Source organism: Streptomyces sp. NPDC033221 (assembly GCF_055577005.1).
Map to the genome: position 1 here is coordinate 432629 of NZ_JBVIQN010000001.1, position 24233 is coordinate 456861.

Below are 24233 nucleotides of genomic sequence, written 5' to 3' on the forward strand. Positions count from 1 at the left end.
ACGCTTTCGCGGCCGGTGGCGCTGTAAGGAGCAGGGGCCCTTCACCGGGCTCCCCTGGAACGACGGCCGGGGCCTCTCCTGTGGGGGGTGGCGGCCCCGGTCGTCCCCTTCTCGCCGCGTCCGGCCCTGGCCGCTCAGACCTGGTTGGCCAGTTTTTTGAAGTCCGCCCAGGAAAGGGCCGGATCGCGGCGGTCCCAGACCTTCTGCGCCAGCGCGCGCAGCGGCATCCGGATGCCGTCGGCCACCTGCTGCTGCGTCTGCTCGTCCGCCAGGTCGCACCACACCGCCAGGCGCGCCCCGAGCACCCGGTCCGGGCCGGACAGCTCCTGCGGCACGGCCTTGGTGCCGCGCAGCACCCCGGGGGTCCACTGGGTGTAGATGCGTTCGCCGGTCGGGTACGGCATGTTGTTGGGCTCGCCGAGCACGTAGTAGAGGTATTCGTCGTTGAGGTTGACGACCTTGCGGTTCTCGCGCAGGTATTCGTCCGGTTCGCGGGCGCCGATCTCCTTGCCCGTCCAGTAGGCGACGGTGCGGCCGGGGTCCGGGGCGACGTCCGTGTCGCGGAAATAGCCGTCGTTCCACGCCTCGACCTGTTTGGCCCCGGCAGCGCGCACGGTCTTGTCCCGGTCGTTGAGCCAGCCGGTGGCCAGATCCTCGATCGTGCCGTCGTCGCCGTACTTGTCCTGGGCGGCGCGGGCCAGCTGCGGGTAGTTCTCGGCGGGGGCCCGGTCGGCCAGCGCGCGGTACTCGTCGCCGCCCAGGTGCCAGTGTCCGCCGGGGAAGAGCGGGGCGTACTCGCGCAGCAGGTCGTCCACGATCTCGGCGGCCCCGGGCTGCGAGATGTCCATCGCGCCACGCTGGGTCCGGCCGTCGGCGGAGCGCAGTTCGAGGCCGGGGTGGGCGCGGAGTACGGCGCCGAGGTGGCCGGGCGAGTCGATCTCGGGGATGACGGTGACGTGCAGGCCGCGGGCGGCCTCGACGAGGTGGCGCACCTGGTCCTTGGTGAGGTGGTCCGCGGAGACGATCTCGGGGTGTTTCTCGCTTTCGATGCGGAAGGCCTGGTCGTCGGAGAAGTGCAGCTGGAGCTGGTTGAGCTTGAGGCCCGCCAGATCGCGGATGCGGTCCTCGATCCACCGCGCATCGAAGTGCTTGCGCGCGATGTCCAGCATGAAGCCGCGCTGCGCACGGTCGGGGCGGTCCTCGACGGTGCCTTCGGGGACGCCGCCGGAGGCCCGTACGGACTGCAGGACGGTGCGGGTGCCGTTGAAGATTCCGGCGTCGGTGGGGGCGGTGAGGGTGAGGCGGGTGCCGCGCGCGGTGAGGGTGTAGGCCTCGGCGGCGGTGTCGTACACGGGCGCGTTGTCCTCGCGCCGGGCGGCGTCCTGGCCGCCGGACAGCCGCAGCTCGACATCGCCGGGCCGTACGGGCTGTTTGCCCCATACGGTACCCAAACCACCCAGTTCCTTGGCGAACCGCCGGGCCTCGTCGGCGACCGGGCTCTTCTCCCCCGCGGGCACCACGACGCGGGCCGTCTTGGCGGGCCGCCAGCCGCGCCCGTCGGCCGCGCTGAACTTCTGTACGGCGGGCACGGTGCGGGGCGGGCCCTGCACCGGGTCCCAGGTGGGGGTGGGGGCGGCGGAGGCGGAGGCGCTGCCGCCGTCGCCGCCCTTGGGCGGGGTGCCGCTGTTCGAGCAGCCCGTGACAGCCAGTGCCGTGAGGGCGGCCGTCACTCCTGCGGTGATGCTCGCGGCCAGTTTTCCGGTCCTCATATACGCAAAACCTCCCTTTCCGGGGCGAAGGTATTGCCAGGTGACAGACGTTTACGTCTACTACGCGCGCGAAAGCTCTCTCATACGGGTGAAATTCGTGCATCCGTCGGACAGTGATCGACAGACGTCGTTACGGTGTCGTCTCAACCCGTTCACCCCTCCCGTGGCCCACGGCCCCCGCGCATCCGCCGCGGCCGCGCACTCCGGCCGCCCCGATCAGCGTTCTCCGCCCCGAGGAGCCCATGCAGCCCAGCGACATCCCGGCCGCCCCGCCGACACCGCTGCGCACTCCCCGGCCCGCCACACCCTCCCAGAAGCTCCCGCCGCTGCCGCCACCGCCTCCCGGCAGCGCCGCCCCGGCCGGCACGCCCGGCCTCGCCCGCCTGAACGGCGCCCCGCCGGACACCGCCGAGGCCGGCCTGATGCGCTGCTGCGGCAGCCGCCGCTGGGCCCGCCGCCTGGCCGCGCACCGCCCGTACCCCGACCTGGAGGCACTGCTGGCCGCCGCCGACGAGGCGAGCTACGACCTGACCACCGGCGACCTGGACGAGGCACTGGCCGGGGAGACCCTCTCACCGCAGCCGCTCGTCGGCGCGCGCGGCCCGGGCACGCTGGCGGCGCACACCGCGCTGCGCGCGGCGCACGCCGAGTACGAGCGCCAGTTCCGGCACGCCTTCGTCATCTGCCTGGACGGCTTCCGCGACACCGAACAGCTGAACGTGGTGCTCACCGCCATCCACGACCGGCTCGGCAACGAGCCCGAGGAGGAGCGGGCCATCGCCGCCGACGAGCTGCGCCGGATCGCCCGCGGGCGGCTCGCCCGGCTCGCGGCCTCCTCCCGGGCCTGAGAGGCCCCGGCCGTCCGGCCCGTCCTTACCCCGTTCCCCCGCCCGGCGTACAGGGCCGACCCGCCCTCGCGGGGTAGCCCGTACGTGCCTGTTTGATCACACCTGAGGACCCCGGCGGGAGGAACCGACAGTCCGTCGCTACGATGGCCGGGGCCGGTGGACCGTACCCGGCCGGGCCAGACCGACAGAGAAGCCGGCAGGCCCCAATCCCCGCTCCCGGAGGGTTTTTCCGTGCCGGCTGGAACGCTGTACCGCGGCCGGGAAGGCATGTGGTCCTGGGTGGCTCATCGAGTCACCGGCGTCCTCATTTTCTTCTTCCTGTTCGTGCACGTCCTCGACACCGCACTCGTCCGCGTCTCCCCCGAGGCCTATGACGACGTCGTTGCCACGTACAAGACGCCACTCGTCAACGTGATGGAGTACGGCCTCGTCGCCGCCATCCTCTTCCACGCGCTCAACGGTCTCCGTGTGATCGCCGTGGACTTCTGGTCCAAGGGACCGAAGTACCAGAAGCAGCTGCTGTGGACCGTTGTCGGCGTGTGGGCCGTCCTGATGGCCGGCGCTTTCTACCCCGTGCTGCAGCACACCCTGCGCACGCTGTTCGGGAGCTGATGACGCGCGATGTCTGCTGAAACCCAATCCCCCGCAGGTCCCGCTGTGACCGACTCCGTCTCCCTGTACGACGCGGACAACCCGGCTCCCGTGATCGAGCCGCCCCGCAAGCGTACGAAGAAGACGCCCAAGTCGACCCGTACGAATTTTGAGATGTACGGCTGGCTCTTCATGCGCCTGTCCGGCATCGTGCTGGTCGTCCTGGTCCTCGGCCACCTGCTGCTCCAGCTCGTGCTGGACGGCGGCGTCTCCAAGATCGGCTTCGCCTTCGTGGCGGGCCGCTGGGCCTCGCCGTTCTGGCAGGTCTGGGACCTGGTGATGCTGTGGCTGGCGATGCTGCACGGCGCCAACGGCCTGCGCACGGTCATCAACGACTACGCGCAGCGGGACACCACCCGCTTCTGGCTGAAGATGCTCCTGTACACCGCCACGGTGTTCACCGTCCTTCTGGGCACGCTGGTGATCTTCACCTTCGACCCGAACATCCGCTAGGCCCCGGGGCTGAGGTAACCGACTCATGAAGATCCACAAGTACGACACGGTCATCGTCGGCGCCGGTGGCGCGGGCATGCGCGCGGCCATCGAGTCGACCAAGCGCAGCCGCACCGCGGTCCTGACGAAGCTGTACCCCACCCGCTCCCACACCGGCGCGGCGCAGGGCGGCATGGCCGCCGCCCTGGCCAATGTCGAGGAGGACAACTGGGAGTGGCACACCTTCGACACGATCAAGGGCGGCGACTACCTGGTCGACCAGGACGCCGCCGAGATCCTGGCGAAGGAGGCCATCGACTCGGTCCTGGACCTGGAGCGGATGGGCCTGCCGTTCAACCGCACCCCGAACGGCACCATCGACCAGCGCCGCTTCGGCGGTCACTCCCGTAACCACGGTGAGGCCCCGGTCCGCCGGTCCTGCTACGCCTCGGACCGCACCGGCCACATGATCCTCCAGACGCTGTACCAGAACTGCGTCAAGGAGGGCGTCGAGTTCTTCAACGAGTTCTACGTCCTGGACCTGCTGCTCCAGGATGTGGACGGGGTGAAGAAGTCGGCCGGCGTCGTCGCGTACGAGCTGGCCACCGGCGAGATCCACGTCTTCCAGGCGAAGGCCGTGATCTTCGCGTCCGGCGGCACCGGCAAGTTCTTCAAGGTGACCTCCAACGCGCACACCCTGACCGGTGACGGCCAGGCCGCCGCGTACCGCCGCGGGCTGCCGCTGGAGGACATGGAGTTCTTCCAGTTCCACCCGACCGGCATCTGGCGGATGGGCATCCTGCTGACGGAGGGCGCCCGTGGTGAGGGCGGCATCCTCCGCAACAAGGACGGCGAGCGCTTCATGGAGAAGTACGCGCCCGTCATGAAGGACCTCGCCTCACGTGACGTCGTCTCGCGCTCCATCTACACGGAGATCCGCGAGGGCCGCGGCTGCGGTCCCGAGGGCGACCACGTCTACCTGGACCTGACCCACCTGCCGCCGGAGCAGCTGGACGCCAAGCTGCCCGACATCACCGAGTTCGCGCGCACCTACCTCGGTATCGAGCCCTACACGGACCCGATCCCGATCCAGCCGACCGCGCACTACGCCATGGGCGGCATCCCGACCAACGTCGAGGGCGAGGTGCTGGCCGACAACACCACCGTCGTGCCGGGCCTGTACGCCGCCGGCGAGGTCGCCTGCGTGTCCGTGCACGGCGCCAACCGCCTGGGCACCAACTCGCTGCTGGACATCAACGTCTTCGGCCGCCGGGCCGGCATCGCCGCGGCGGAGTACGCGGCCACCGCCGACTTCGTCGAGCTGCCGGAGGACCCGGCCAAGCTGGTCCAGGACCAGGTCGAGCGGCTGCGCTCCGCCTCGGGCAACGAGCGGGTCACCGAGATCCGCAAGGAGCTCCAGGAGACCATGGACGCCAACGTCATGGTGTTCCGCACCGAGCAGACGATCAAGACCGCGGTCGAGAAGATCGGCGAGCTGCGCGAGCGCTACCTGAACGTGTCCATCCAGGACAAGGGCAAGCGGTTCAACACCGACCTGCTGGAGGCCGTCGAGCTGGGCAACCTGCTCGACCTGGCCGAGGTGATGGCGGTGTCCGCGCTGGCCCGCAAGGAGTCCCGCGGCGGTCACTACCGCGAGGACTACCCCAACCGCGACGACGTCAACTTCATGCGGCACACCATGGCGTACCGCGAGGTGGCGGCAGACGGCGCCGAGTCGATCCGCCTCGACTACAAGCCGGTCGTCCAGACCCGCTACCAGCCGATGGAGCGTAAGTACTGATGAGCACCTCCACCCTCGAAAAGCACTCCAAGGCCCTGGACGCGGCCGAGGACGGTGCCTCGCACAGCATCACGATCACCCTGCGGGTCCGCCGGTTCAACCCGGAGGTCTCCGAGGACGCGAGCTGGCAGGACTTCCAGCTGGAGATGGACCCGAAGGAGCGCGTCCTGGACGCCCTCCACAAGGTCAAGTGGGAGCAGGACGGCACGCTGACCTTCCGCCGTTCCTGCGCGCACGGCATCTGCGGCTCGGACGCCATGCGGATCAACGGCAAGAACCGCCTGGCGTGCAAGACGCTGCTGAAGGACATCAACCCGGAGAAGCCCATCACGGTCGAGGCCATCAAGGGCCTCACGGTCCTCAAGGACCTCGTGGTGGACATGGAGCCGTTCTTCCAGGCGTACCGGGACGTGATGCCGTTCCTGATCACCACCGGCAACCAGCCGACGCGTGAGCGCCTGCAGACCGCCGAGGACCGCGAGCGCTTCGACGACACCACCAAGTGCATCCTGTGCGCCGCGTGCACCTCCTCGTGCCCGGTGTTCTGGAACGACGGCCAGTACTTCGGCCCGGCGGCGATCGTCAACGCGCACCGCTTCATCTTCGACAGCCGTGACGAGGGCGGCGAGCAGCGGCTCGAAATCCTCAACGACAAGGACGGCGTCTGGCGCTGCCGTACGACCTTCAACTGCACGGACGCCTGCCCGCGCGGTATCGAGGTCACCAAGGCGATCCAGGAGGTCAAGCGCGCGCTGATCACGCGTCGCTTCTGACCCCGGGGCACAGTCCCTGGAACCTGGTTCCGGTCAGCGACCCGAACCTGGTCTGGAAGCCGCGAAGGGCTCCGCTCCCGTACGTACGGGAGCGGAGCCCTTCGGCATGTCCGGCCCCGGCCTGCGCACTGCGCCCGGACTCCGCCGCCCGTACCGGCGGCGCGGCGGGGTAGACGAGGACCGGCGGCAGTTCGGTGTCCGCGAGCGCGACCGGGCGGGCGCAGAAGTACGACGGCACGAGCAGCAGGCCCCGCCCCTCCAAGCGCAGGTCACCGTCGCGCGGATAGGTGACCTCCAGCACCGGCCGCCGCCAGCGCATCTCCGGCCCGAACGTCCGCAGCATCGCCTCGGCACCGTCCTGGCGCAGCGCGTGCAGCCGCAGCGTACGGTCGGCCTCGACGCGCTGCCCGATGATCGGCCAGCCGGGGCCGAGGGCGGTGTGGTGGTACGTACGCAGGCTCCGGGCGAGAGCGCGCAGGGCGGCCGGTTCACCGTCGGCGAGGGAGCGCATCCATGCGTGCGGGGCGGCGTGCTGGCCGTGCCCGGTGCGCTGCGACTGCCCGGCCAGCAGGCCGATCTCGGTACGCAGCCGGCGCCGGGGCGTCGTCATCACCGCTTCGAGACCCGGCTCCACGCCCGCCGCCCCGGCCGCGGGCGTCAGGAAGTCGGGAAAGTAGCCGCGCGGCGGGACCAGCGGCAGCAGCATGCGCAGCGGCCCGGGACCGTGCCGCGCGGCGTGCTGCCGCCAGGCGGCCAGGGCCGGTTCGGTACGGCTCTCCCGCAGGCGGTGCAGGCTCAGGACGGTCTCCCACAGGGGGTCGGCCCCCTCGGCGACCCGCGTCCGGTGCAGATCCTCCGGCGTGAAATGGACACGTAACACAACGATCCCCCGATGCCGTGAGCACACCGCTGTTCCCCCGAACAACGGTGCACCCGAGGATCCGACCCGTGGGCCGCATTCCGCAACCCGTACACGCCATTGGCCCTGAATTTGTTCAATGAAAAATGAATGAGAAAACATCTGCGCAGGTCACGGCGGTGCGTCTGGCATACCCCCGGGACGTCCCGCCACGGCCCGGCGCCGCGACGTCAAGCCGAACGCAGCGCCATGGCCGCCAACGCCCGGTCCTGATCCCGGCGTTGACGCATCACATGCGCGTAAGTCGCCAACGCCTCCCTCTTACGCGCCAGTTCGGCGATCTCCGCGTCCAGCTGCGCCATCTGCCGCTCCACCACCCCGCAGGAGCGGTCGCAGAAGACCAGCCCGGGGCCGCCCTGCGCGCACGGGAGCAGCTCCCGTATGGCATCCGTACCCAGGCCGGTGGCGAGCAGCTCGCGGATCCGCCCCACGGCCTCCGGGGCGTCGGGGCCGTAGCGGCGGTAGCCATTGGCGTCCCGATCCGCGCACAGCAGGCCCTGCTGCTCGTAATAGCGCAGTGAACGGGCGCTGACCCCCGTGCGCTCGGCCAGCTCACCGATCCGCAGACCGTCCCCCGCCGCGCGGACCGCGCGCTCCCCCGACCCTGCCATCAACAGCCTCCCCTGTGCGACCGGCCCCTGGAACCGGCGGCTTGATCTTCAAACCGGCGGCTCGGCCGTCCGAACCCGCGACTTGACCTTGACACCGGTGTCAGGGGTCAACCTGGTGCGCATGACGAAGATTCCCACGCCCACCGCATCGCGCCTTCCCGCCCTGTCCGCCACCGTCACCCCCGCCGACGAGGGCACCGCCCCCGCCGCCCACGGCATCCTGCTCGCGCACGGCGCCACCGGCAGCATCGAGAGCAACTACGCCGGGCTCGTCCCCGCGCTGGCCGCCACCGGCCACACCGTCGTCGCGCCCGACTACCCCGGCTCCGGCAGCACCCCGCGTGCCGACGGCCCTCTGGAACTCGACGCCCTCGCCGACGCCCTCGTGGCCGAGGCCGTCGCGGCGGGCGTCGAAACGTTCACCCTGATCGGCTTCTCCCTCGGTACGGCGGTCTCCGTACGAGCCGCCGCCCGTCACCCGGAACGCGTACGCGGCCTGATCCTGACCGCCGGGCTCGCCAAGCCCGACCACCGGGCGAACATCTGGATCGACCTGTGGCTGCGCCTGCTGGACCGCGGCGACTACGCGGGCTTCGCCCAGGCCCGCGCGCTCAGCGGCCTCTCCCCCGAAGCCCTCAACGCCCTGCCGCCCGCCGAACTCGCCACCGTCCTCGACGACAGCCCCGACGGCCCGCCCGCCGGTTCGGCCGAGCAGACCGCGCTGGTCAAGGAGGTGGACACCACCGGCGACCTGGCCGGGATCACCGTACCGACCCTGGTCATCGCCACCACCCAGGACCAGCTGATCCACCCCTCCCACTCGCGCTACCTGGCCGAGCACATACCCGGCGCCGAGTACGCGGAGATCGCCACCGGGCACGTGCCGATGGCGGAGCGGCCGGAGGAGTGGGAGGGGCTGATCGTGAAGTTCCTGGGTGAGCGGGGGCTGTAGGGGCTGGGGTCCGGCGGGGGGGGCGACCTTCGGAACCGACGGCAGAGGACGGGCGGAAACCGAAACCGTCCCGGGGGTGGAATCCGGAACCCGCCCGGGGGCACATTAAGGTCGATGCCGTGGACGAAGCGACGAGGGCGGATACGGACGGGGCACGGAACGTGAAGGACGACGGCGACCCGGCCCCCCAAGGCGCGGATTCCGCCGGGCCCGCCGACCCCGCCCACTCCACCGACCCCGCCGCCCGCGAACGGACCGCCCACGGCTCCCGCACCCGCACCCTCATCCTCGAAACCGCCCTCCGCCTCTTCCAGGAACGCGGCTACGACAAGACCACCATGCGGGCCATCGCCCAGGAGGCCGGCGTATCGGTCGGCAACGCGTACTACTACTTCGCCTCCAAAGAGCACCTGGTCCAGGGCTTCTACGACCGCATCGCCGAGGAACACACGGCGGCCGTCGCCGACGTCCTGGCAACCGAGCGGGACCTGGCGGGACGGCTGCGCGGCGTACTGCTCACCTGGCTCGACATCGCCGCACCGTACCACCGGTTCGCCGCCCAGTTCTTCAAGAACGCCGCCGACCCGGACAGCCCGCTCAGCCCCTTCTCGGACGCCTCCGAGGGACCGCGGGAAACCGCCATCGCCCTGCACCGGCGGGTACTGGCCGGCACGGACACCAAAGTCGACCCCGAACTCGCGGCCCAGTTGCCCCAGTTGCTGTGGCTCCAGCAGATGGGCCTGGTCCTGTACTGGGTGTACGACCGCTCGGAAAACTGCGAACGCAGCCGCCGCCTGGTCGAACGAACCTCACCCCTGGTCGCACGCGCGGTCGCCGCTTCCCGCTTCCGGGTGCTGCGGCCACTGGTACGCGAAGTCACGGACGTACTGAGCGAGTTCATTCTCCCGGCGGCAGCCGGAGCCGCAGCCCGCCCAACCTCTCGTAAGCCCTCGAAACGCCCGCCGTCCGAAGGCGACTGACCCCGCTCCGCCCTGCGCCCGGCCCCTCACCTCTGCTTCCGGGCCATCTCTCCCCCACCCGTACGGTGTGGCCATGATCCGCATACCCCGCGGCGTCGCAGCCGCACTGCTCGCCCTCGCCCTGCCTCTCCCACTCGCCGCGGCCGGCAGCGCCACCGCCGCCACGCCCGGCACCCCTCCCATCACCAAGCCCCCCGCGGCCCACCCCTCCCCAACCACCACACACCAGCCCCTCCACCACCCCCTGCACCAATCCCGCCCCCAGTCCCCTCCCCAGCCCCTCCACCTGTCCCTCCCCCGCCCCACCGGCCCGTACGCGATCGGGCGGGACCGCCTCGACCTCGTCGACCACAGCCGCCAGGACCCCTGGGAGCCGTCCGCCCACGGGCGTGAGCTGCTGGCGTCCTTGTACTACCCGGCCCGCGCCGGCACCGGCCGACCGGCCCCGTACATGTCCGAGGCGGAAGCAGCGCAATTCCTCGACCGGCAGCGCAAAGCCGGGCAGCTTCCCCCCGAAGCCGACAGAATTCCGTCCGCGGTGCTCAGCGACACCCGCACGAACGCCCGCACCGGCGCGCTCCCCCTGCCCGGCAAGCACCCCCTGGTCGTGCTCTCTCCCGGCTTCGGCCTGAACCGTGCCACACTCAGCGTGCTCGCCGAGGAGCTGACCAGCCGCGGCTACATCGTGGCGCTCGTCGACCACGCCTACGAGGCCGACGCCACCTTCCCCGGCGGACGCACCCTGCCCTGCACCGCCTGCGAAAAGCTGGGCCCGGAGCCGGACCCGGACGCGGTGCTGCCGTTCATGTCCACCGTGGCCCGCAACCGCGCCAAGGACATCAGCTTCCTCCTCGACCGCATCCTGCCCGGCCACCACCCGGCCTGGGAACACAGCGCCCTCGTCGACCCGGAGCGCGTCGGCATGGCCGGCCACTCCATCGGCGGCGCCACGGCCGCCTCCGCCATGGCGGGCGACCCCCGGATACGCGCCGGGGCAAACCTGGACGGCTCCGTATCGGCCCCCATCCCGGCCCAGGGCCTGAACGGCCGCCCGTTCCTCCTGTTCGGCAACCAGGCGACGGGCCACCCCGGCGCCGACCCGACCTGGGACAGCACCTGGACCCACCTGAACGGCTGGAAGCGCTGGCTGACCGTAACCGGCGCCACCCACCTCACCTTCACCGACGTCCCGGCCCTCGCCGAGGAAGCGGGCCTGCCCACCCTCCCGGGAACGGTTCCCGGTCTACGCGGCAGCGACCTCACCCGCAGCTACGTGAGCGCCTTCTTCGACCAGCATCTCCGCGGCCTCCATCAGCCTCTGCTGGACGCACCGACCCCCGCCCACCCCGAAGTCACCTTCCAGCGCCCCTGATCGCCCCACAGGCGTCGGGCCGCTCTCCCTTTCGCGGCCCGGCCCCTCGCCCCCTCACTCCCCCGAACACCCCTACTCCACCTCGAAAACCTTCTCCAGAAACGCATCGAGGTTCCTCACCATCCGAGCGATACGGTCCACCACCGGCAACGTCTCCTCATGCCGCCCGGCCAGCTCGGACTTCTTCTTCCCGCGCACGTAGAGCGAGCACGCCAGGTCCGCACAGACATACGCCCCGACGGTATTCCCCTGCCGCCCCAGCGCCCCGGCCTTACGGGCGGCGAGCAGGCTCACCCCGGACCCCGGATGGCCGGTCATGCACAGCGAACACACCGTCGTCTTGGTGAAACTCCGCCGCACACCCTGCGGCACCCGCAAGGTCACCCCGACGATGCCGTCCTCACGAGGCGCCACCAGATAACTCCGGTCCGGCGCACCCGGGTCCCGCCACCCCAGATAGTCCAGATCCCCCCACGGCATTTCGGAAAGCCCCACCGGCAGGTTGATCCGGCTCGCCTCCCCCTTCGAGCAATTGACGAAGGAGGCGCGTATCTCTTTTTCACCCAACGGATCCATGATCGGTGAAACTAACAGCCGGAGCGGTGGGGCGTCGCCCGAATTACCGGCGACTGCACGCAGCCGTCACTGCCAGGACTGCGGACCGGAATTGCCGCGGCGGCGTACGAGGACGATGACCATCACGATGAGCCCGATCAGCACGAGGCCGCCCAGCGCCATGCCTCCGTACTGCAGCATCTTCTTCCCGCCGATCGGCGGGTTCGGGTCCTTGCCCTTCTCGGCGCCCGCGACCACGGGGTCCTTCGACGCCTTGCCCTGCGGCATGAGCAGCGGGCCGGCGGCGGGACCGGCGGGGATGTCACGGGTCAGCGCCGCCCAGGGCTGGATGTAGCCGTATCCGTAGTGCGCGTCGGGCAGCTGGAGGTTCTTCGCCTTCACCGACTTGGCCAGGCCCGCCGTCTTGACCAGACGGTTGGCGATCTGGCCGGGGGTGAGGTCGGGGTACTTCTCGCGCAGCAGGGCGGCGGTGGCGGAGGCGTAGGCGGTGGCTGCCGAGGTGCCGTCACCAGTGAAATAGCCCGTGTCGCTCTGGCCATTCGGATACGGAATTTTCACGCCGGGCGCCAGGACGTCGACCGTCTTGTTGTAGTTCCCGCCGTCCCAGGCCTTGCCGAATTCGTCCACCGCACCGACACCGATGGCACCGGGACAGGCAGCCGGGTACCGGGGCTCGGACAGGCCGTCGTTGCCGACTCCGGCGAGGACGACGACGCCCTTCTCGACCGCATAGTGGATGGACGCGCACATATCGGGGGTGTTGTCGTCCCCGACGAATGACAAGTTGATCACCTTGGCGTCGTGCTCCACGGCGTAGCGGATCGCCGCCGGGAAGTTCTTGTCTGCCGTCAGCGGCAGAATCTTCGCACCCGGCGCCAGCCCCTTGACGCCCTGGTTGCCGCCCGGGCCGTGGCCGCGCCCCGCGATGAGAGCCGACATGCCGGTGCCATGGTCACGAACATCCGAACCGGGCTCCTCGGTCCTCCCCTTGTCGATGGAGGGGTTGGGGAAGTCCTTGCCGGGCAGGAAGGCTCCGGCCAGGTCCTGGTGAGTTTCACGGAAACCGGTGTCGATGACGGCGACGGTGACGCCCTTGCCGGTCGCCTGCTTCCAGATGTTCTGTACGTCGAACGCCTGGAACGGCCACAACGCGCTCCGCGCCTCGTCCGCCGAAGCCGTACCCGTGGCGGTGAGGAGCAGCGCTCCAGTCAGCGCGGCGCCGGCGGCCGCGCGCAGGGTTCGGGTGACCTTCATGCTCTGTTCCTCACTGCTTCCGTTCGGGCGGACAGGGCCGGGCGGTGGCCACTGGGCGGGGCGCCTGGTCGAGCAAGTGTCCCGGCTTGCGGAAGTGCCCCGCACTGCGCGTGCGGGGCACCTCTTCGTACCACGTCATACAGCCGACGCCGACGGCACGTACATCCCTACTCGATCACGCGAGGGGACACGTTGCGCTGCGGCGTCCACGTCTCCTCGTCCTCGACAAGGTAGTCGGGCCGCTCCTTCTTGGTCCGCTCCTTCTCCTTGGGGCGGCCGTTGGCTGCCGCGCCGCCCATCGCCTGCGTTCCGCCACGGCTGCGGTGCAGACCGGCACCGCCCTGCTTGGCTCCGGCGCCCGGAGCACCCGGGGCCCCGACGACTCCGCCAGGCTTACGGGCCTGGGCGCCGCCACGGCCCGCCGCGCCACCACGGCCCGCGCCACTGCCCACGGCACCGGCGCCGCCGCCCATGCCGCCGGGCCTACCAGGTCGTCCAGTACCCGCGCCACCGGCCTTGCTGCCGCCCAGGACGCCGCCACGGCCGCCGGGGACCGAACGCCCGCCCCCGCCACCGGTGCCGCCCGTCTTACCGAACGGCAGGGGCGCAATGAAGCCGCCCGACGGACCGCTGCCGCCCGGGCCACCGCCCGAACCGCCGACTGGCGGGTTGACGCCGCCTCCGCCTCCGGTGATGCCGGGGCCCACCGGGGCGACGGTGCCGCCCTGCAGACCGTCCAGCCCGGTGCGCACCGGCTCGTGATGCGACGGCTGGATGTTCACACCGCCGCCGAGGCCGTTGTAGCCGCTGCCTCCGTTCGACCCGTGCGGGGTGACGGAGGTGGGTTTGGGTCGGGTGCCGCCGACGACCGGCATGGTTACGGGCGGCACCGGCGGGTAGCTGCTCGGCTGGCTCGGCCATTCATGTCCGGGTCGGGGCGGGTCCCCGATGTTCATGACCTTGCCGAGATGCTGCCGGTAGTTGAAGGCCAGTTCCTCCATGACGATGACCGCCTCGACCTGGCGCTCCTTGCTCAGGGAGAGCTTGTCGCGGTTGGCCTCCAGCGCCATCTTGGCGTCCATCTTCTGGTTCGCCATGTCCTTGTGGAACTGGGCATCGTCGCCCGAGGAGTTGAACGCGCTCTCGACCTTGCCCGGATCCTTGATCCCGGCCATGGTCTTCTTGGCCTGGCGCAGGTTGTGCGCGATACCAGACTCCGGACCCGTGGACCGGGTGCCGATCAGCATCGACTCGACATTGCGGGCATGCCCGTACGTCTTGTCGATCTTCTTGAGGACCTCTGCCGCCTCACGCCGGAACGCGTCGGCGGCCTTGCCCTGCCAGTGGTTCGAGGCGTGCTCGACGGCGTCCATGAACGCCTTGCGGATGCCGCCGGCACCGTCCTGGCCGGCCAGCTGGTCGGCGGACGCACGCCAGTGGTCGCCAGCCGTCTCCATCGCTTCCGGGTTGGCGTTCTCGATCATTGCGCGGAGCGCGTCGATGCCGTGGTGATGGAAGTCCGAAGACGAGACCGGAACGGGCTTGTAGTTGGCGAACTGCTTGAGGTTCTCTTTGCGGTGCTTCTCGTCGATCTGCTTGGCGTACGCCTTGTTGCCCTCGGCTTCCATCGAGCCACCGGCCATGACCTTCCCCCTTGGTCGTCGTTCTGTTCGTTGTCGTGCGTCCGGGGCCTCAGCCGTTCATCGACGAACGGGCGTCCTGCTCCCGGTCCTCGTACGCCCCACGGCTGCGCTCGGCCTTCTCACCGAAGTCCTTGATGAGGTCCTGGAGAGCGTCGACGACCTGCGACATGTACTGCTGCATCTTGTCGTGCGCCGCGGCAATCTTCGTAGCCTCGTCGAAGTTGGCCCCGAAGGCGGACTTCGGAATGTTCGTGCTGTATTTGACCTTCTGGCTCGGTGCGTCCATGTCGCCCTGCAGGCCCTTGAGCTTGCGCACAACGCTGTCCAGCTCGTGCAGATCGACCCTGTACTGCTCACCCACGACTACATCTCCCCGTTCGCCCCGTATGTCCCGCTCGTCCCCATCGCGCTCCGCCGTCGAACCCTCACGATAAGAGCAACGTAAAGACAGTCAATGCTAGGGAGTTGCGGGACGCAAACGCAAGATCGTAAGCCCCGCCGTACCCGTTCTGCGACACAACGCATACCGCCGCCGCGACCTGAGCATGTGTGAGATGGCGCACCGCCGGCTCGGTGCCCAGGAGCGCGGCGCCGGGGTCAGGCGGTTGGGGCGGACGGGGTGGTGGAGGACTTGCCGAGGGCGCGGACGCTGCGGAACCCGATCACTCCGATTGCCGTCCCCAAGAGAAAGGACGTCACCGCGAGCGCGAGGTGGACCCAGAAGTAGGCGGTCGGGTCACCCGCGTCGTCGAAGGCGAGGCCGCTCCCGTCCTTCCAAAGATTTTTGGCGAAAGTGATCCAGATGAACCAGCTCCATACCCCGAAGGCGAGCAGGAACCAGGAGACGGGGCGCGAGAGCTTCATGGAATCCAGTATGGGCAGCGGCTCCATCCGGCGGTCGACGGGGGCACTCTTCCGTGGGGTGGTGTCCGGGTCACCTGCGCCGACGGGTACGTTCACCGACGTGCCGACCATTTCTGCCGTTCATCAGACCGCCACGGCGTCCGGGGCCGTGCCCGGCGTACGGCGCGGTGCCGTCAGCGCCCGACGCGCGCTCACCCGTACGGGCGCCGCCCTGGCCGGCACCGCCGTACTGCTGCCGCCGCTGCTGCTCGCCGCTCCCGCGCACGCCGACGAGAAGCCGAAGGACGGCAAGGGCGGGCAGCACGCGCCGAAGGCTCCGGCGCCGCCCGCCGAGATGTCGAAGGTCGGGGGCGGGCGGCTGGGGCAGACCGGTACGCAGGTGCAGCTCAAGCCGGGAGCGCCCCAGCTGCCGGCCGACGTCACGGCGCGTTCCTGGATCGTCTCGGATGCCGAGAGCGGCAAGGTGCTGGCCTCGCACAACGCGCACTGGCAGCTGCCGCCGGCCAGCACGCTGAAGATGCTGTTCGCCGACACGGTGCTGCCGAAGTTCCCCAAGGACCAGAAGCACACGGTCAAGCCGTCCGACCTGGCGGGCATGGGGGACGGCAGCAGCCTGGTGGGGATAAAGGAGAATCTGAGCTATACGGTCCATGACCTTTGGCTGGGGGTCTTCCTGCGGTCGGGGAACGACGCCGTTCACACGCTGTCCGCGATGAACGGCGGTACGGCCAAGACCGTCCTGGAGATGCAGAAGCACGCCGAAGCGCTGAACGCGACGGACACCCATGTGGTGACACCGGACGGCTATGACGCTCCCGGGCAGGTTTCCAGCGCGTACGACCTGAGCCTGTTCGCCCGTGCGGGGCTGCAGAACGCGGACTTCCGGGAGTACTGCTCCACGGTGAGCGCGCAGTTCCCGGGTGAGGAGAAGGACGGCAAGCGCGGGTCGTTCGGTATTCAGAACACCAACCGGCTGCTCAGCGGGGATTACGACATCAAGCCGTACCCGGGCATCGCGGGCGTGAAGAACGGCTCCACCACCAACGCCGGCTCCACCTTCACCGGGGTCGCCCAGCGTGGCGAGCGCAAGCTGCTCGTCACGGTCATGAACCCGGAGAAGAAGGAACACAACGAGGCGTACAAGGAGACCGCCAAGCTCTTCGACTGGGGCTTCGCGGCGGCGGACAAGGTCGAGCCGGTCGGCCGGCTGGTCGGTCCCAAGAGCGAGGAGGGCGACGCCCGGGCGGGCGGCGCCAAGCTGAACGGCGACAAGGCGCGCGCCGGACTGGACGACTCGTCCGACGGCTCCGGCGGCGCGTGGACCGCACTGGCGATCACCGGCGGCGCACTGGTGCTGCTGGGCGTGCTGGCGCTGCTGGTGCACCGGCGCTGGCCGCTTCCGGAGCTGATGCGGCGGCGTGGGGGCCGGCACTAGAGAGTCAGGGGCAATGGGGGGAGGGGCGGGGCCGGGCGGGTTTACGAGGCTGTCGCTCCTGAGTCTCGTGTGGGCGCGGGCTTCCCGTCCGCGTCACCCGGGGCTTCGTCCTCCCCTGCCCCCTCGTCGCAGTCCAGCGACTTCCGTGCCGACGCCGGGTCGCAGCGCTGGGTCGCTGTCCACGACGCGCAGAAGACCACCAGTTTGGCCGTGAAGTTGATCCACAGGAGCAGGGCGATCGGTGTGCCGAAGGCGCCGTACATGCTCTTCGCCGCGACGCCCTGGAGGTAGCCGCTGAGGAGGAGTTTGAGGAGTTCGAAGCCGACGGCGCCGATGAAGCCGGCGATGACGACGGCGCGGCGGGGCGGGTGGACGCCGGGCAGCTTGGTCAGGACGTAGGCGAGCAGCAGGAAGTCGGCGAGTACGGCGATGCAGAAGCCGACGGCGGAGAGCAGGACGCTGCCGACGCCGCCCTCCGCGAGGCCGAGGGCTTTCGCGGCCTTTCCGACCGCGGCGCTGGCGAAGCCGGAGCAGGCCATGGAGGCCAGGGCGGTGCCGCCGAGGCCGAGGAGCAGGGCGATGTCCTTGAGCTTGGCGACGAAGAAGTTGGTGTCCTCGTCGTCCTTCTCCCAGACGGCGCGCAGGCAGTCGCGCAGCGACTCGACCCAGCCGGCGCCGGTGAAGAGCAGGGCGACACCGGCGATGATGCCGACGGTGGCGGCGTTGTCGACGAGCGCGCCGAGGTCGAGCTGGCCGGAGATGCCGGGGATCTGTTCGGCGATCTTCGATTGCAGGTCGTGCAGCTGCTGCTCGCTGAGCAGGGCGGCGCCGATCGCGGCGGCCACCGTCAGCAGCGGGAAGATCGCCACGAAGCTGGTGAAGGTGATCGCGGCGGCCAGCCGGGTCCAGTGGACGCGCTGCATCCGCTCGTACGCGCGCCACAGGTGTGTGGTCATCAGCCAGGACACGGCCGGGCCGATGACCGGCAGCTTGCTCAACCATTCCATGGGCCCCGCCTACCCTTCGTCAGCCTTCGACACCATCTGAACAGGTATGTCGCCCGCGTGGCGGAAGACTAGCGTCCGCGTACCCCAGAAACGCAGGCATGTCGCGAGCGCCATGCCGACGCCCGCGCCGGAGACGGTGTCCGCCGTGGCGGAGGCCAGGCCGAGGACGTGGTGCGAGACGCCTAGGCAGGCGAGCTGCACCAGGGCTCCGGCGAGGTTCACGGCGAGGAAGACGGCGTAGCGGCGGAGGCGTGTGGGGGTGGGGGTGGGGGCGCGGGGGCGGGTGCGGGTTCGGGTTCGGTACGTGCCGATGGCGTTTCCGGCGTAGGCGACGGTGCAGCCCGCCAGGAAGGACAGGGACTTGGCGGTGAACGGGTCCAGGCCGGCCGGGCCGCGCAGCAGCCAGACGAACAGGACCAGGTCGGCGGCGTACGCGAAGCTGCCGGCGACGGCGAAGCCGAGGAGTTCGGGGGCGAGGGCGCGGAGGCGGTGGGTCGCTGGGGGTCGGTCCGGTGGCTGCCCGTCCGGTGGCGGTCGGTCCGGGCTGCCACCACGCGCGGGGCCGGGAGGCACGGGAGACATGGGACGCCACCGCCCGCCGCTTCACACGTCCGCGACGGCCATCGCGTACAGCCCGGTCCAGGCCATCCCGATGACGGCCAGCGGCCGGTCCCGCAGGACGACGTCCTCCGGGGCGCCCGCCGTGCCGCGGTCGGCGAAGACCGCGTAGCGCAGGACGGCGAGGATGAACGGGATCATGGAGAGCTGGCGCCACGGCAGCACGCTCGCGGACGTGCCGCCGCTCTCCAGTGCCCACAGGCAGTACGCGAGGACGGCGCCGCCCGCCGCGAGCTGCCATACGAAGCGCAGGTAGCCGTCGCTGTACTCGCGCAGCAGGGCCCGGGTCTCACCCTTGTCGTCCCGGGCCTCCTCCGCCACCCGGAGTGCTTCGGAGTAGCGCTTGGCGGCAACCATGAACAGCGCCCCGAAGCCCGCGGTGATCAGGAACCAGCGGGACAGCGGGATGCCGAGCGCGGGGCCGCCGATCATGGCCCGCAGCAGGAAGCCGGCGGTGACCACGACGAGGTCGACGACCAGGACGTTCTTGAGGCTGACGCAGTAGGCGAGCTGCATGAGGAGGTAGGCGGCGAGCAGGCCGCCGGTGGCGGGGCTGCACAGTACGGCGGCGGTGACCGGTACGAGGACGGCGAGCAGGCCGCCCGCCGCGTAGGCCATGGGTACGGGGACCTCGCCGGCGGCGACCGGGCGGCGGCGTTTGTCGGGGTGGGCGCGGTCGGCGGCGGCGTCCCGTGCGTCGTTGACGAGGTAGACGGCGGACGCGGCGGCGGTGAAGAGGACGAAGAGGAGGGGGAGCTGGAGGAGGGTGCGGTGGAGGAAGAGGTCACCGGCGGCGGCCGGGGCGGCGGCGACCAGGACGTTCTTCACCCACTGGCGCGGGCGGGCGGTGCGCAGCAGGCCGAGGGGCAGCGCGAGTGCGCGGGCCCGCAGGCCGGGCGGTACGGCGGGTACCACTCCGGGACCGGGCGGCGTTTCCTCCAGGACCGCGGTGCGTTCGGTCACGGTCGCTCCCCGCGTGCGGCGGGCGTGTGCCGGCTTCCGAGGCGTGGGGCGTGCGCGTGCCTGCTTCCGAGGCGTGCGGTGATCGCGCCCAGTGCCGCGCCCGCCGCCACATCCGACGGGTAGTGCACGCCCGCCACCAGCCGCGCCAGGCAGACCGCCGCGGCCAGGACGGACAGCGGCGTTCCCGCCGGCCGCAGCGCGCCCAGTGCCACCGCCGCGGCGGTGGCGGAGGCGGCGTGGGCGCTGGGGAAGGAGTGCGGGCTCGCGGTCCGTACGAGAGGGGCGTGGCCGGGCAGCCGGGGACGCGGGCGGCGCACGACGCGTTTGAGGCCGATGCTCAGCAGGTGGGCGCCGCAGGTCAGAGCCGTGCCGCGGAGCCAGGCGGGGCGCCGGGGCCGGTCGGCCGCGGCGCCCGCCAGCCCGGCGGCGAGCCAGAGCGCTCCGTGCTCGCCGCCGCGCGAGAGGGCGCGGGCCACGGCCGCCACCCGCGGGTCGGACCCGCGGGTGCGCAGCGCCGTGAGCAGGCGGTGATCCATCTCTTCCGGGGACAGCGGGGTCACCTCGATCCGGTTCGTGCCGGCCCGCCGGGCGGACCGCCCGCTTCGTGCGGTCCGCCCGGCGCCTAGGGACTGTCGTCAAGCCCCTATCCCTCAAGCCCTTGGGGGCTCCGCGTCCGACTCTCCGGCGGGCCGCGTGCCGTGTCGTCGCGATTAGCCCATCCACCCCATTAATCACTCTTTTCGTGCGGGGCCGGGCGGACATGGCGGGGGGAAATACCGGATCGGTGCATATACCGCATTACGGTCACTGGCATGTCGTCGCCCGCCGGCCCGGCCGGCTCCCGTACCGCATCCGTCACGGGCTGGGGCCGCACCGCCCCCACCACCGCACGGCTGATCCGCCCGGGTTCGCACGAGGAGGCCGTGACGGCGGTACGGGAGTGCGGGGCGCGCGGCGGCATCGCCCGGGGGCTCGGGCGCGCGTACGGGGACGCGGCGCAGAACGCGGGCGGTGTCATCTGGGAACTGACCGGCCTGGACCGCATCCGCCGTATCGACGCCGAGGCGGGCGTCGTGGAGTGCGACGCGGGGGTCAGCCTGCACCGGCTGATGGAGGTGCTGCTGCCGCTGGGCTGGTTCGTGCCGGTGTCGCCGGGCACCCGGTACGTGACGGTCGGCGGCGCGATCGGCGCGGACATCCACGGCAAGAATCACCACGTCGCGGGTTCCTTCACCCGGCACGTGCGGTCCTTCGAACTGCTTACGGCGGACGGCACGGTGCGTACGGTGCGGCCCGGTACGGAGCTCTTCGACGCGACCGCCGGGGGCATGGGGCTGACCGGGGTGGTGCTCGCGGCGGCGGTCCGCCTCGTACCCGTGCAGACGTCGCTGATGGCGGTGGACACCGAGCGCGCGACCGATCTGGACGACCTGCTGGCGCGGCTGTCCGCCACCGACCACCGCTACCGCTACTCCGTCGCCTGGATCGATCTGCTCGCGCGCGGCGCGGCGACCGGCCGCGCGGTGCTGACCCGCGGTGACCACGCCCCGCCGGATGCCCTGCCGGCCCGCGCCCGCCGCGCCCCGCTCGCCTTCCGCCCCGGGCAGCTGCCGCCCGCTCCCCGCGGACTGCCGGACGGGCTGCTCGGGCGCCGGTCCGTCGGCCTGTTCAACGCGTTCTGGTACCGCAAGGCGCCCCGGCGCCGGACCGGTGAGCTGCAGAAGATCTCCGCGTTCTTCCATCCGCTGGACGGGGTGCCGCACTGGAACCGCGTCTACGGGCGCGGTGGCTTCGTGCAGTACCAGTTCGTGGTCGGGTGCGGTGCCGAGGGGACGCTGCGGCGCGTCGTGGAGCGGATCGCGGCGCGGGGCTGCCCGTCGTTCCTGGCCGTGCTCAAACGGTTCGGCGCGGGCGGGCCGGGGTGGCTGTCCTTCCCCGCCGAGGGCTGGACGCTGGCCCTGGACATCCCGGCCGGGCTGCCCGGCCTCGGCGCCTTCCTCGACGAGCTGGACGAGGCGGTGGCGGCGGCGGGCGGCCGGGTCTACCTGGCCAAGGACGCGCGGCTGCGGCCGGAACTGGTCGACGTCATGTACCCGCGTGCGGACGCGTTCCGCGACCTGCGGGCGCGCATCGACCCCCGCGGGGTCTTCACGTCCGACCTTTCACGGCGCCTCGCCCTCTGATCCGGCCCCCGGGCCTCCCCAGCCGCACCCCCACTCCCCCAAGGACTCCCCATGAAGGACGCCTTCGGCTCCCCCCAGTCCCTCCTGATCCTCGGCGGCACGTCCGAGATCGCCCTCGCCACCGCCCGCCGTCTGATCGCCCGCCGCACCCGTACGGTCTGGCTGGCGGGCCGCCCGTCCCCCGCGCTGGAGGAGGCGGCCGGGCAGCTGCGCCCGCTGGGCGCCGAGGTCCGTACGGCGCCGTTCGACGCGCTGGACACCGGCGGCCATGAGGAGGCCCTCGGCAAGGTCTTCGCCGAGGGCGACATCGATCTCGTGCTGCTGGCCTTCGGGGTGCTGGGCGACCAGGCGCGCGCGGAGGCCGAGCCCGTCGAGGCGGTCCGTGTCGCGCAGACCAATTACACCGGCGCGGTCAGCGCGGGCCTGGTCTGTGCCCGGTCGCTGCGGGTGCAGGGGCACGGTTCGCTGGTCGTGCTGTCCTCGGTGGCGGGCGAGCGGGCGCGGCGCTCGAACTTCGTGTACGGGTCCAGCAAGGCCGGTCTGGACGCGTTCGCGCAGGGGCTGGGGGACGCGCTGTACGGGACGGGCGTGCACGTGATGGTGGTACGGCCCGGCTTCGTACGGACCCGGATGACGGCGGGCCTGGAGCCCGCGCCGCTGGCCACGACGCCGGAGGCGGTCGCCGGGGCGATCGAGGCGGGGCTGCGGCGACGGAGCGAGGTGGTGTGGGTGCCGGGGGCTCTGCGGCCGGTCATGGCCGTACTGCGGCATATGCCACGGGCGTTTTTCCGGCGGCTCCCGCTGTGACGGAGCCCGGCCGGCCCCGCTACTACCGCGTCGGCGTCGGCGGCCGGGAAAGGTCCGCCTGCCGCGGCACGCCGGAGGCCGGGGCCCCGAACGGGTACTCCCGCTCCAGCCGCCACACGCCGTCCGCGCCCTGCTCGTAGAGCGCGAAGCCGCCGATCGTCCAGGCGGCCTCGAAGTCCTTCAGCGCCACGAACGCCCGGTCCATGGCCTCTTCGGAGATGCCGTGGGCCACGGTCACATGCGGGTGGTAGGGGAACTGCAGTTCGCGGGCGCAGGGCCCGGACGCGGCGCGTACCCGCTCCTGGAGTGCGGTGCACTCCGCCTCGCCCTCGGCCAGCTTGACGAAAACCACCGGGGACAACGGCCGGAAGGTGTCCGTCCCCTCCAGGCGGAGCCGGAAGGGGCCGAAGCCCGCGGCGACCTCGGCGAGGTGCTCCTCGATGGCGGGCAGGTCCTCCGCGCGGGCCTCCGTGGGCGGCAGGAGGGTGATGTGCGTGGGGATGCCGTGTGCGTGAGGGTCGCCGAAGCTTGCGCGCTGCTCCTGGAGGAAGCTGCCGTACGGCTCCGGGACCGCGATCGAAACGCCGAGCGTTACGGTCCCCACTGCGTTCTCCCTCCTGAAGCTGTCGTCGGCCCCGGATGCCAGTGTGCCGGGTGGGCCGCCTTCGCGGCGACCGTCCTTGGTCCCGCCGTGCCCGGGCCCGACGGCCCTGTACGGCGGCGGGCCGGGGCGTGCCGGGCCCCGGCCCGGCCGGTCAGTGCTTGGCGGGCAGGAACCCGATCCGCTCGTACGCCGAGGCCAGCGTCTCGGCGGCCACCGCGCGGGCCTTCTCGGCACCCTTGGCCAGGATCGAGTCCAGCGTCTCGGGGTCGCCGAGATATTCCTGCGTACGGTCCCGGAAGGGTGTGACGAAGTCGACCATGATCTCGGCGAGGTCGGCCTTGAGGGCGCCGTACATCTTGCCCTCGTACGTCTTCTCCAGGTCGGCGATGGACTCGCCGGTGAGCGTGGAGTAGATGGTCAGCAGGTTGGAGACGCCCGGCTTCGCCTCGGCGTCGTAGCGGATCACCGTGTCGGTGTCCGTGACCGCGCTCTTGATCTTCTTGGCGGAGGCCTTGGGCTCGTCCAAGAGGTTGATGATGCCCTTGACCGACGAGGCCGACTTGCTCATCTTGACCGTCGGGTCCTGGAGGTCGTAGACCTTGCCGGTCTCCTTGAGGATGTACGGCGCCGGGACGGTGAAGGTGTCGCCGTAGCGGCCGTTGAAGCGCTCGGCGAGGTCGCGGGTCAGCTCGATGTGCTGACGCTGGTCCTCGCCCACCGGGACCTGGTGGGCCTGGTAGAGCAGGATGTCGGCGATCTGCAGGATCGGGTACGTGAACAGGCCGACGCTGGTGCGGTCGGCGCCCTGCTTGGCGGACTTGTCCTTGAACTGCGTCATCCGGCCGGCCTCGCCGAAGCCGGTCAGGCAGTTCATGATCCAGGCGAGCTGGGCGTGCTCGGGGACATGGCTCTGGATGAAGAGTGTGCACCGCTCCGGGTCGAGACCGGCGGCCAGCAGCTGGGCGGCGGCAAGCCGGGTGTTTGCGCGGAGCGCCGTCGGGTCCTGCGGGACGGTGATCGCGTGCAGGTCGACCACCATGTAGAAGGCATCGTGGGACTCCTGCAAGGCCACCCACTGGCGGACGGCGCCGAGGTAGTTGCCCAGGTGGAAAGAGCCGGCGGTGGGCTGGATGCCGGAGAGTACACGCGGCGAACGCTGCATGGCGGAGCC

General features: G+C 71.1%; 25 protein-coding genes. 11 read left to right on the forward strand and 14 right to left on the reverse strand.

What is annotated here, in order from left to right; all coding sequences use genetic code 11:
- Window positions 1–134: 134 nt before the first annotated feature.
- Window positions 135–1769, reverse strand: coding sequence for a beta-N-acetylhexosaminidase (locus tag ACZ53K_RS01955; protein WP_468830652.1), 1635 nt, complete (start codon window positions 1767–1769; stop codon window positions 135–137).
- 242 nt (window positions 1770–2011) lie between these two features.
- Here ACZ53K_RS01955 and ACZ53K_RS01960 point away from each other — a divergent pair, with 242 nt between their 5' ends.
- The 5 genes from ACZ53K_RS01960 to ACZ53K_RS01980 all read left to right on the forward strand — a co-directional run bounded on the left by ACZ53K_RS01960 (window position 2012) and on the right by ACZ53K_RS01980 (window position 6274).
- A complete protein-coding gene (locus ACZ53K_RS01960; RefSeq protein ID WP_468830655.1) occupies window positions 2012–2617 on the forward strand; it encodes a 2-oxo-4-hydroxy-4-carboxy-5-ureidoimidazoline decarboxylase in 606 nt (201 codons plus the stop codon).
- Between the two features lie 231 nt (window positions 2618–2848).
- On the forward strand, window positions 2849–3229 hold the full coding sequence (gene sdhC, locus ACZ53K_RS01965) for a succinate dehydrogenase, cytochrome b556 subunit (RefSeq protein ID WP_003985924.1): 381 nt from the start codon (window positions 2849–2851) through the stop codon (window positions 3227–3229).
- Window positions 3230–3238: 9 nt separating this feature from the next.
- The gene (locus ACZ53K_RS01970) at window positions 3239–3721 is read left to right on the forward strand and encodes a succinate dehydrogenase hydrophobic membrane anchor subunit (protein WP_468830658.1); all 483 of its coding nucleotides are present in this window, start codon (window positions 3239–3241) and stop codon (window positions 3719–3721) included.
- Between the two features lie 25 nt (window positions 3722–3746).
- Complete coding sequence (gene sdhA / locus ACZ53K_RS01975; RefSeq protein WP_468830661.1) at window positions 3747–5501, forward strand: succinate dehydrogenase flavoprotein subunit; 1755 nt, start codon at window positions 3747–3749, stop codon at window positions 5499–5501.
- Window positions 5501–6274, forward strand: a complete 774-nt coding sequence (locus ACZ53K_RS01980; protein WP_030024128.1) for a succinate dehydrogenase iron-sulfur subunit — start codon at window positions 5501–5503, stop codon at window positions 6272–6274. The genes sdhA and ACZ53K_RS01980 overlap by 1 nt, the downstream gene beginning before the upstream one ends.
- Here ACZ53K_RS01980 and ACZ53K_RS01985 read toward each other — a convergent pair.
- The gene (locus tag ACZ53K_RS01985; protein ID WP_468830664.1) at window positions 6258–7154 is read right to left on the reverse strand and encodes a hypothetical protein; all 897 of its coding nucleotides are present in this window, start codon (window positions 7152–7154) and stop codon (window positions 6258–6260) included. The two genes, ACZ53K_RS01980 and ACZ53K_RS01985, sit on opposite strands and share 17 nt — an antisense overlap.
- A 209-nt stretch (window positions 7155–7363) precedes the next feature.
- Complete coding sequence (locus tag ACZ53K_RS01990; RefSeq protein ID WP_468830667.1) at window positions 7364–7804, reverse strand: MerR family DNA-binding transcriptional regulator; 441 nt, start codon at window positions 7802–7804, stop codon at window positions 7364–7366.
- A gap of 121 nt (window positions 7805–7925) precedes the next feature.
- Between ACZ53K_RS01990 and ACZ53K_RS01995 the strand changes: the two genes are divergently transcribed.
- The 3 genes from ACZ53K_RS01995 to ACZ53K_RS02005 all read left to right on the forward strand — a co-directional run bounded on the left by ACZ53K_RS01995 (window position 7926) and on the right by ACZ53K_RS02005 (window position 11108).
- Window positions 7926–8756, forward strand: coding sequence for an alpha/beta fold hydrolase (locus tag ACZ53K_RS01995; RefSeq protein ID WP_468830670.1), 831 nt, complete (start codon window positions 7926–7928; stop codon window positions 8754–8756).
- A gap of 119 nt (window positions 8757–8875) precedes the next feature.
- The gene (locus ACZ53K_RS02000; RefSeq protein WP_468830673.1) at window positions 8876–9736 is read left to right on the forward strand and encodes a TetR/AcrR family transcriptional regulator; all 861 of its coding nucleotides are present in this window, start codon (window positions 8876–8878) and stop codon (window positions 9734–9736) included.
- Between the two features lie 73 nt (window positions 9737–9809).
- Window positions 9810–11108, forward strand: a complete 1299-nt coding sequence (locus tag ACZ53K_RS02005) for an alpha/beta hydrolase family protein (protein WP_468830676.1) — start codon at window positions 9810–9812, stop codon at window positions 11106–11108.
- Between the two features lie 72 nt (window positions 11109–11180).
- On the opposite strand, the gene ACZ53K_RS02010 is transcribed toward ACZ53K_RS02005, so the two are convergent.
- The 5 genes from ACZ53K_RS02010 to ACZ53K_RS02030 form a co-directional block, all read right to left on the reverse strand.
- A complete protein-coding gene (locus tag ACZ53K_RS02010; protein WP_468830679.1) occupies window positions 11181–11684 on the reverse strand; it encodes an FBP domain-containing protein in 504 nt (167 codons plus the stop codon).
- 66 nt (window positions 11685–11750) lie between these two features.
- Window positions 11751–12938 carry a S8 family serine peptidase gene (locus ACZ53K_RS02015; protein WP_468830682.1) on the reverse strand — a complete coding sequence of 396 codons (1188 nt, stop codon included), beginning with the start codon at window positions 12936–12938 and terminating at the stop codon, window positions 11751–11753.
- Window positions 12939–13105: 167 nt separating this feature from the next.
- Complete coding sequence (locus ACZ53K_RS02020; protein WP_468830685.1) at window positions 13106–14581, reverse strand: hypothetical protein; 1476 nt, start codon at window positions 14579–14581, stop codon at window positions 13106–13108.
- Between the two features lie 49 nt (window positions 14582–14630).
- Window positions 14631–14942, reverse strand: coding sequence for a hypothetical protein (locus tag ACZ53K_RS02025; protein WP_468830688.1), 312 nt, complete (start codon window positions 14940–14942; stop codon window positions 14631–14633).
- Window positions 14943–15178: 236 nt separating this feature from the next.
- Entirely contained in the window at window positions 15179–15445 is a 267-nt protein-coding gene (locus tag ACZ53K_RS02030) for an SCO4848 family membrane protein (RefSeq protein ID WP_468830690.1), read from the reverse strand.
- On the opposite strand from ACZ53K_RS02030, the gene ACZ53K_RS02035 reads away from it, so the two are divergent.
- On the forward strand, window positions 15444–16880 hold the full coding sequence (locus ACZ53K_RS02035; RefSeq protein ID WP_468830693.1) for a D-alanyl-D-alanine carboxypeptidase family protein: 1437 nt from the start codon (window positions 15444–15446) through the stop codon (window positions 16878–16880). The two genes, ACZ53K_RS02030 and ACZ53K_RS02035, sit on opposite strands and share 2 nt — an antisense overlap.
- A gap of 41 nt (window positions 16881–16921) precedes the next feature.
- Here the strand turns inward: ACZ53K_RS02035 and ACZ53K_RS02040 are convergent, their stop codons facing one another.
- Genes ACZ53K_RS02040 through ACZ53K_RS02055 form a run of 4 tightly spaced genes read right to left on the reverse strand, consistent with a single transcriptional unit; the run spans window position 16922 to window position 20004 of the window.
- Entirely contained in the window at window positions 16922–17887 is a 966-nt protein-coding gene (locus ACZ53K_RS02040) for a YihY/virulence factor BrkB family protein (protein ID WP_468830696.1), read from the reverse strand.
- A gap of 9 nt (window positions 17888–17896) precedes the next feature.
- A complete protein-coding gene (locus ACZ53K_RS02045) occupies window positions 17897–18469 on the reverse strand; it encodes a GtrA family protein (protein ID WP_468830699.1) in 573 nt (190 codons plus the stop codon).
- Between the two features lie 21 nt (window positions 18470–18490).
- Complete coding sequence (locus ACZ53K_RS02050) at window positions 18491–19468, reverse strand: decaprenyl-phosphate phosphoribosyltransferase (RefSeq protein ID WP_468830702.1); 978 nt, start codon at window positions 19466–19468, stop codon at window positions 18491–18493.
- Window positions 19465–20004, reverse strand: a complete 540-nt coding sequence (locus tag ACZ53K_RS02055) for a phosphatase PAP2 family protein (RefSeq protein ID WP_468830825.1) — start codon at window positions 20002–20004, stop codon at window positions 19465–19467. Before ACZ53K_RS02055 ends, ACZ53K_RS02050 begins: the two co-directional genes overlap by 4 nt.
- Before the next feature lie 276 nt (window positions 20005–20280).
- Between ACZ53K_RS02055 and ACZ53K_RS02060 the strand changes: the two genes are divergently transcribed.
- Complete coding sequence (locus ACZ53K_RS02060; RefSeq protein ID WP_468830705.1) at window positions 20281–21651, forward strand: FAD-binding oxidoreductase; 1371 nt, start codon at window positions 20281–20283, stop codon at window positions 21649–21651.
- Window positions 21652–21702: 51 nt separating this feature from the next.
- Window positions 21703–22458, forward strand: coding sequence for a decaprenylphospho-beta-D-erythro-pentofuranosid-2-ulose 2-reductase (locus ACZ53K_RS02065; protein ID WP_468830708.1), 756 nt, complete (start codon window positions 21703–21705; stop codon window positions 22456–22458).
- 22 nt (window positions 22459–22480) lie between these two features.
- Here the strand turns inward: ACZ53K_RS02065 and ACZ53K_RS02070 are convergent, their stop codons facing one another.
- Entirely contained in the window at window positions 22481–23062 is a 582-nt protein-coding gene (locus ACZ53K_RS02070) for a 2'-5' RNA ligase family protein (RefSeq protein ID WP_365847349.1), read from the reverse strand.
- Between the two features lie 151 nt (window positions 23063–23213).
- Entirely contained in the window at window positions 23214–24224 is a 1011-nt protein-coding gene (trpS, locus tag ACZ53K_RS02075) for a tryptophan--tRNA ligase (protein ID WP_468830828.1), read from the reverse strand.
- Window positions 24225–24233: the final 9 nt, after the last annotated feature.

Bases quoted from the DNA above. Each gene is read 5' to 3' on its own strand.
- ACZ53K_RS01955 (WP_468830652.1), bottom strand. From the start codon at position 1,769: ATGAGGACCGGAAAACTGGCCGCGAGCATCACCGCAGGAGTGACGGCC.
- ACZ53K_RS01960 (WP_468830655.1), top strand. From the start codon at position 2,012: ATGCAGCCCAGCGACATCCCGGCCGCCCCGCCGACACCGCTGCGCACT.
- ACZ53K_RS01970 (WP_468830658.1), top strand. From the start codon at position 3,239: ATGTCTGCTGAAACCCAATCCCCCGCAGGTCCCGCTGTGACCGACTCC.
- sdhA (WP_468830661.1), top strand. From the start codon at position 3,747: ATGAAGATCCACAAGTACGACACGGTCATCGTCGGCGCCGGTGGCGCG.
- ACZ53K_RS01980 (WP_030024128.1), top strand. From the start codon at position 5,501: ATGAGCACCTCCACCCTCGAAAAGCACTCCAAGGCCCTGGACGCGGCC.
- ACZ53K_RS01990 (WP_468830667.1), bottom strand. From the start codon at position 7,804: ATGGCAGGGTCGGGGGAGCGCGCGGTCCGCGCGGCGGGGGACGGTCTG.
- ACZ53K_RS01995 (WP_468830670.1), top strand. From the start codon at position 7,926: ATGACGAAGATTCCCACGCCCACCGCATCGCGCCTTCCCGCCCTGTCC.
- ACZ53K_RS02005 (WP_468830676.1), top strand. From the start codon at position 9,810: ATGATCCGCATACCCCGCGGCGTCGCAGCCGCACTGCTCGCCCTCGCC.
- ACZ53K_RS02010 (WP_468830679.1), bottom strand. From the start codon at position 11,684: ATGGATCCGTTGGGTGAAAAAGAGATACGCGCCTCCTTCGTCAATTGC.
- ACZ53K_RS02015 (WP_468830682.1), bottom strand. From the start codon at position 12,938: ATGAAGGTCACCCGAACCCTGCGCGCGGCCGCCGGCGCCGCGCTGACT.
- ACZ53K_RS02020 (WP_468830685.1), bottom strand. From the start codon at position 14,581: ATGGCCGGTGGCTCGATGGAAGCCGAGGGCAACAAGGCGTACGCCAAG.
- ACZ53K_RS02035 (WP_468830693.1), top strand. From the start codon at position 15,444: ATGGAATCCAGTATGGGCAGCGGCTCCATCCGGCGGTCGACGGGGGCA.
- ACZ53K_RS02030 (WP_468830690.1), bottom strand. From the start codon at position 15,445: ATGAAGCTCTCGCGCCCCGTCTCCTGGTTCCTGCTCGCCTTCGGGGTA.
- ACZ53K_RS02040 (WP_468830696.1), bottom strand. From the start codon at position 17,887: ATGGAATGGTTGAGCAAGCTGCCGGTCATCGGCCCGGCCGTGTCCTGG.
- ACZ53K_RS02045 (WP_468830699.1), bottom strand. From the start codon at position 18,469: ATGTCTCCCGTGCCTCCCGGCCCCGCGCGTGGTGGCAGCCCGGACCGA.
- ACZ53K_RS02055 (WP_468830825.1), bottom strand. From the start codon at position 20,004: ATGGATCACCGCCTGCTCACGGCGCTGCGCACCCGCGGGTCCGACCCG.
- ACZ53K_RS02060 (WP_468830705.1), top strand. From the start codon at position 20,281: ATGTCGTCGCCCGCCGGCCCGGCCGGCTCCCGTACCGCATCCGTCACG.
- ACZ53K_RS02065 (WP_468830708.1), top strand. From the start codon at position 21,703: ATGAAGGACGCCTTCGGCTCCCCCCAGTCCCTCCTGATCCTCGGCGGC.
- trpS (WP_468830828.1), bottom strand. From the start codon at position 24,224: ATGCAGCGTTCGCCGCGTGTACTCTCCGGCATCCAGCCCACCGCCGGC.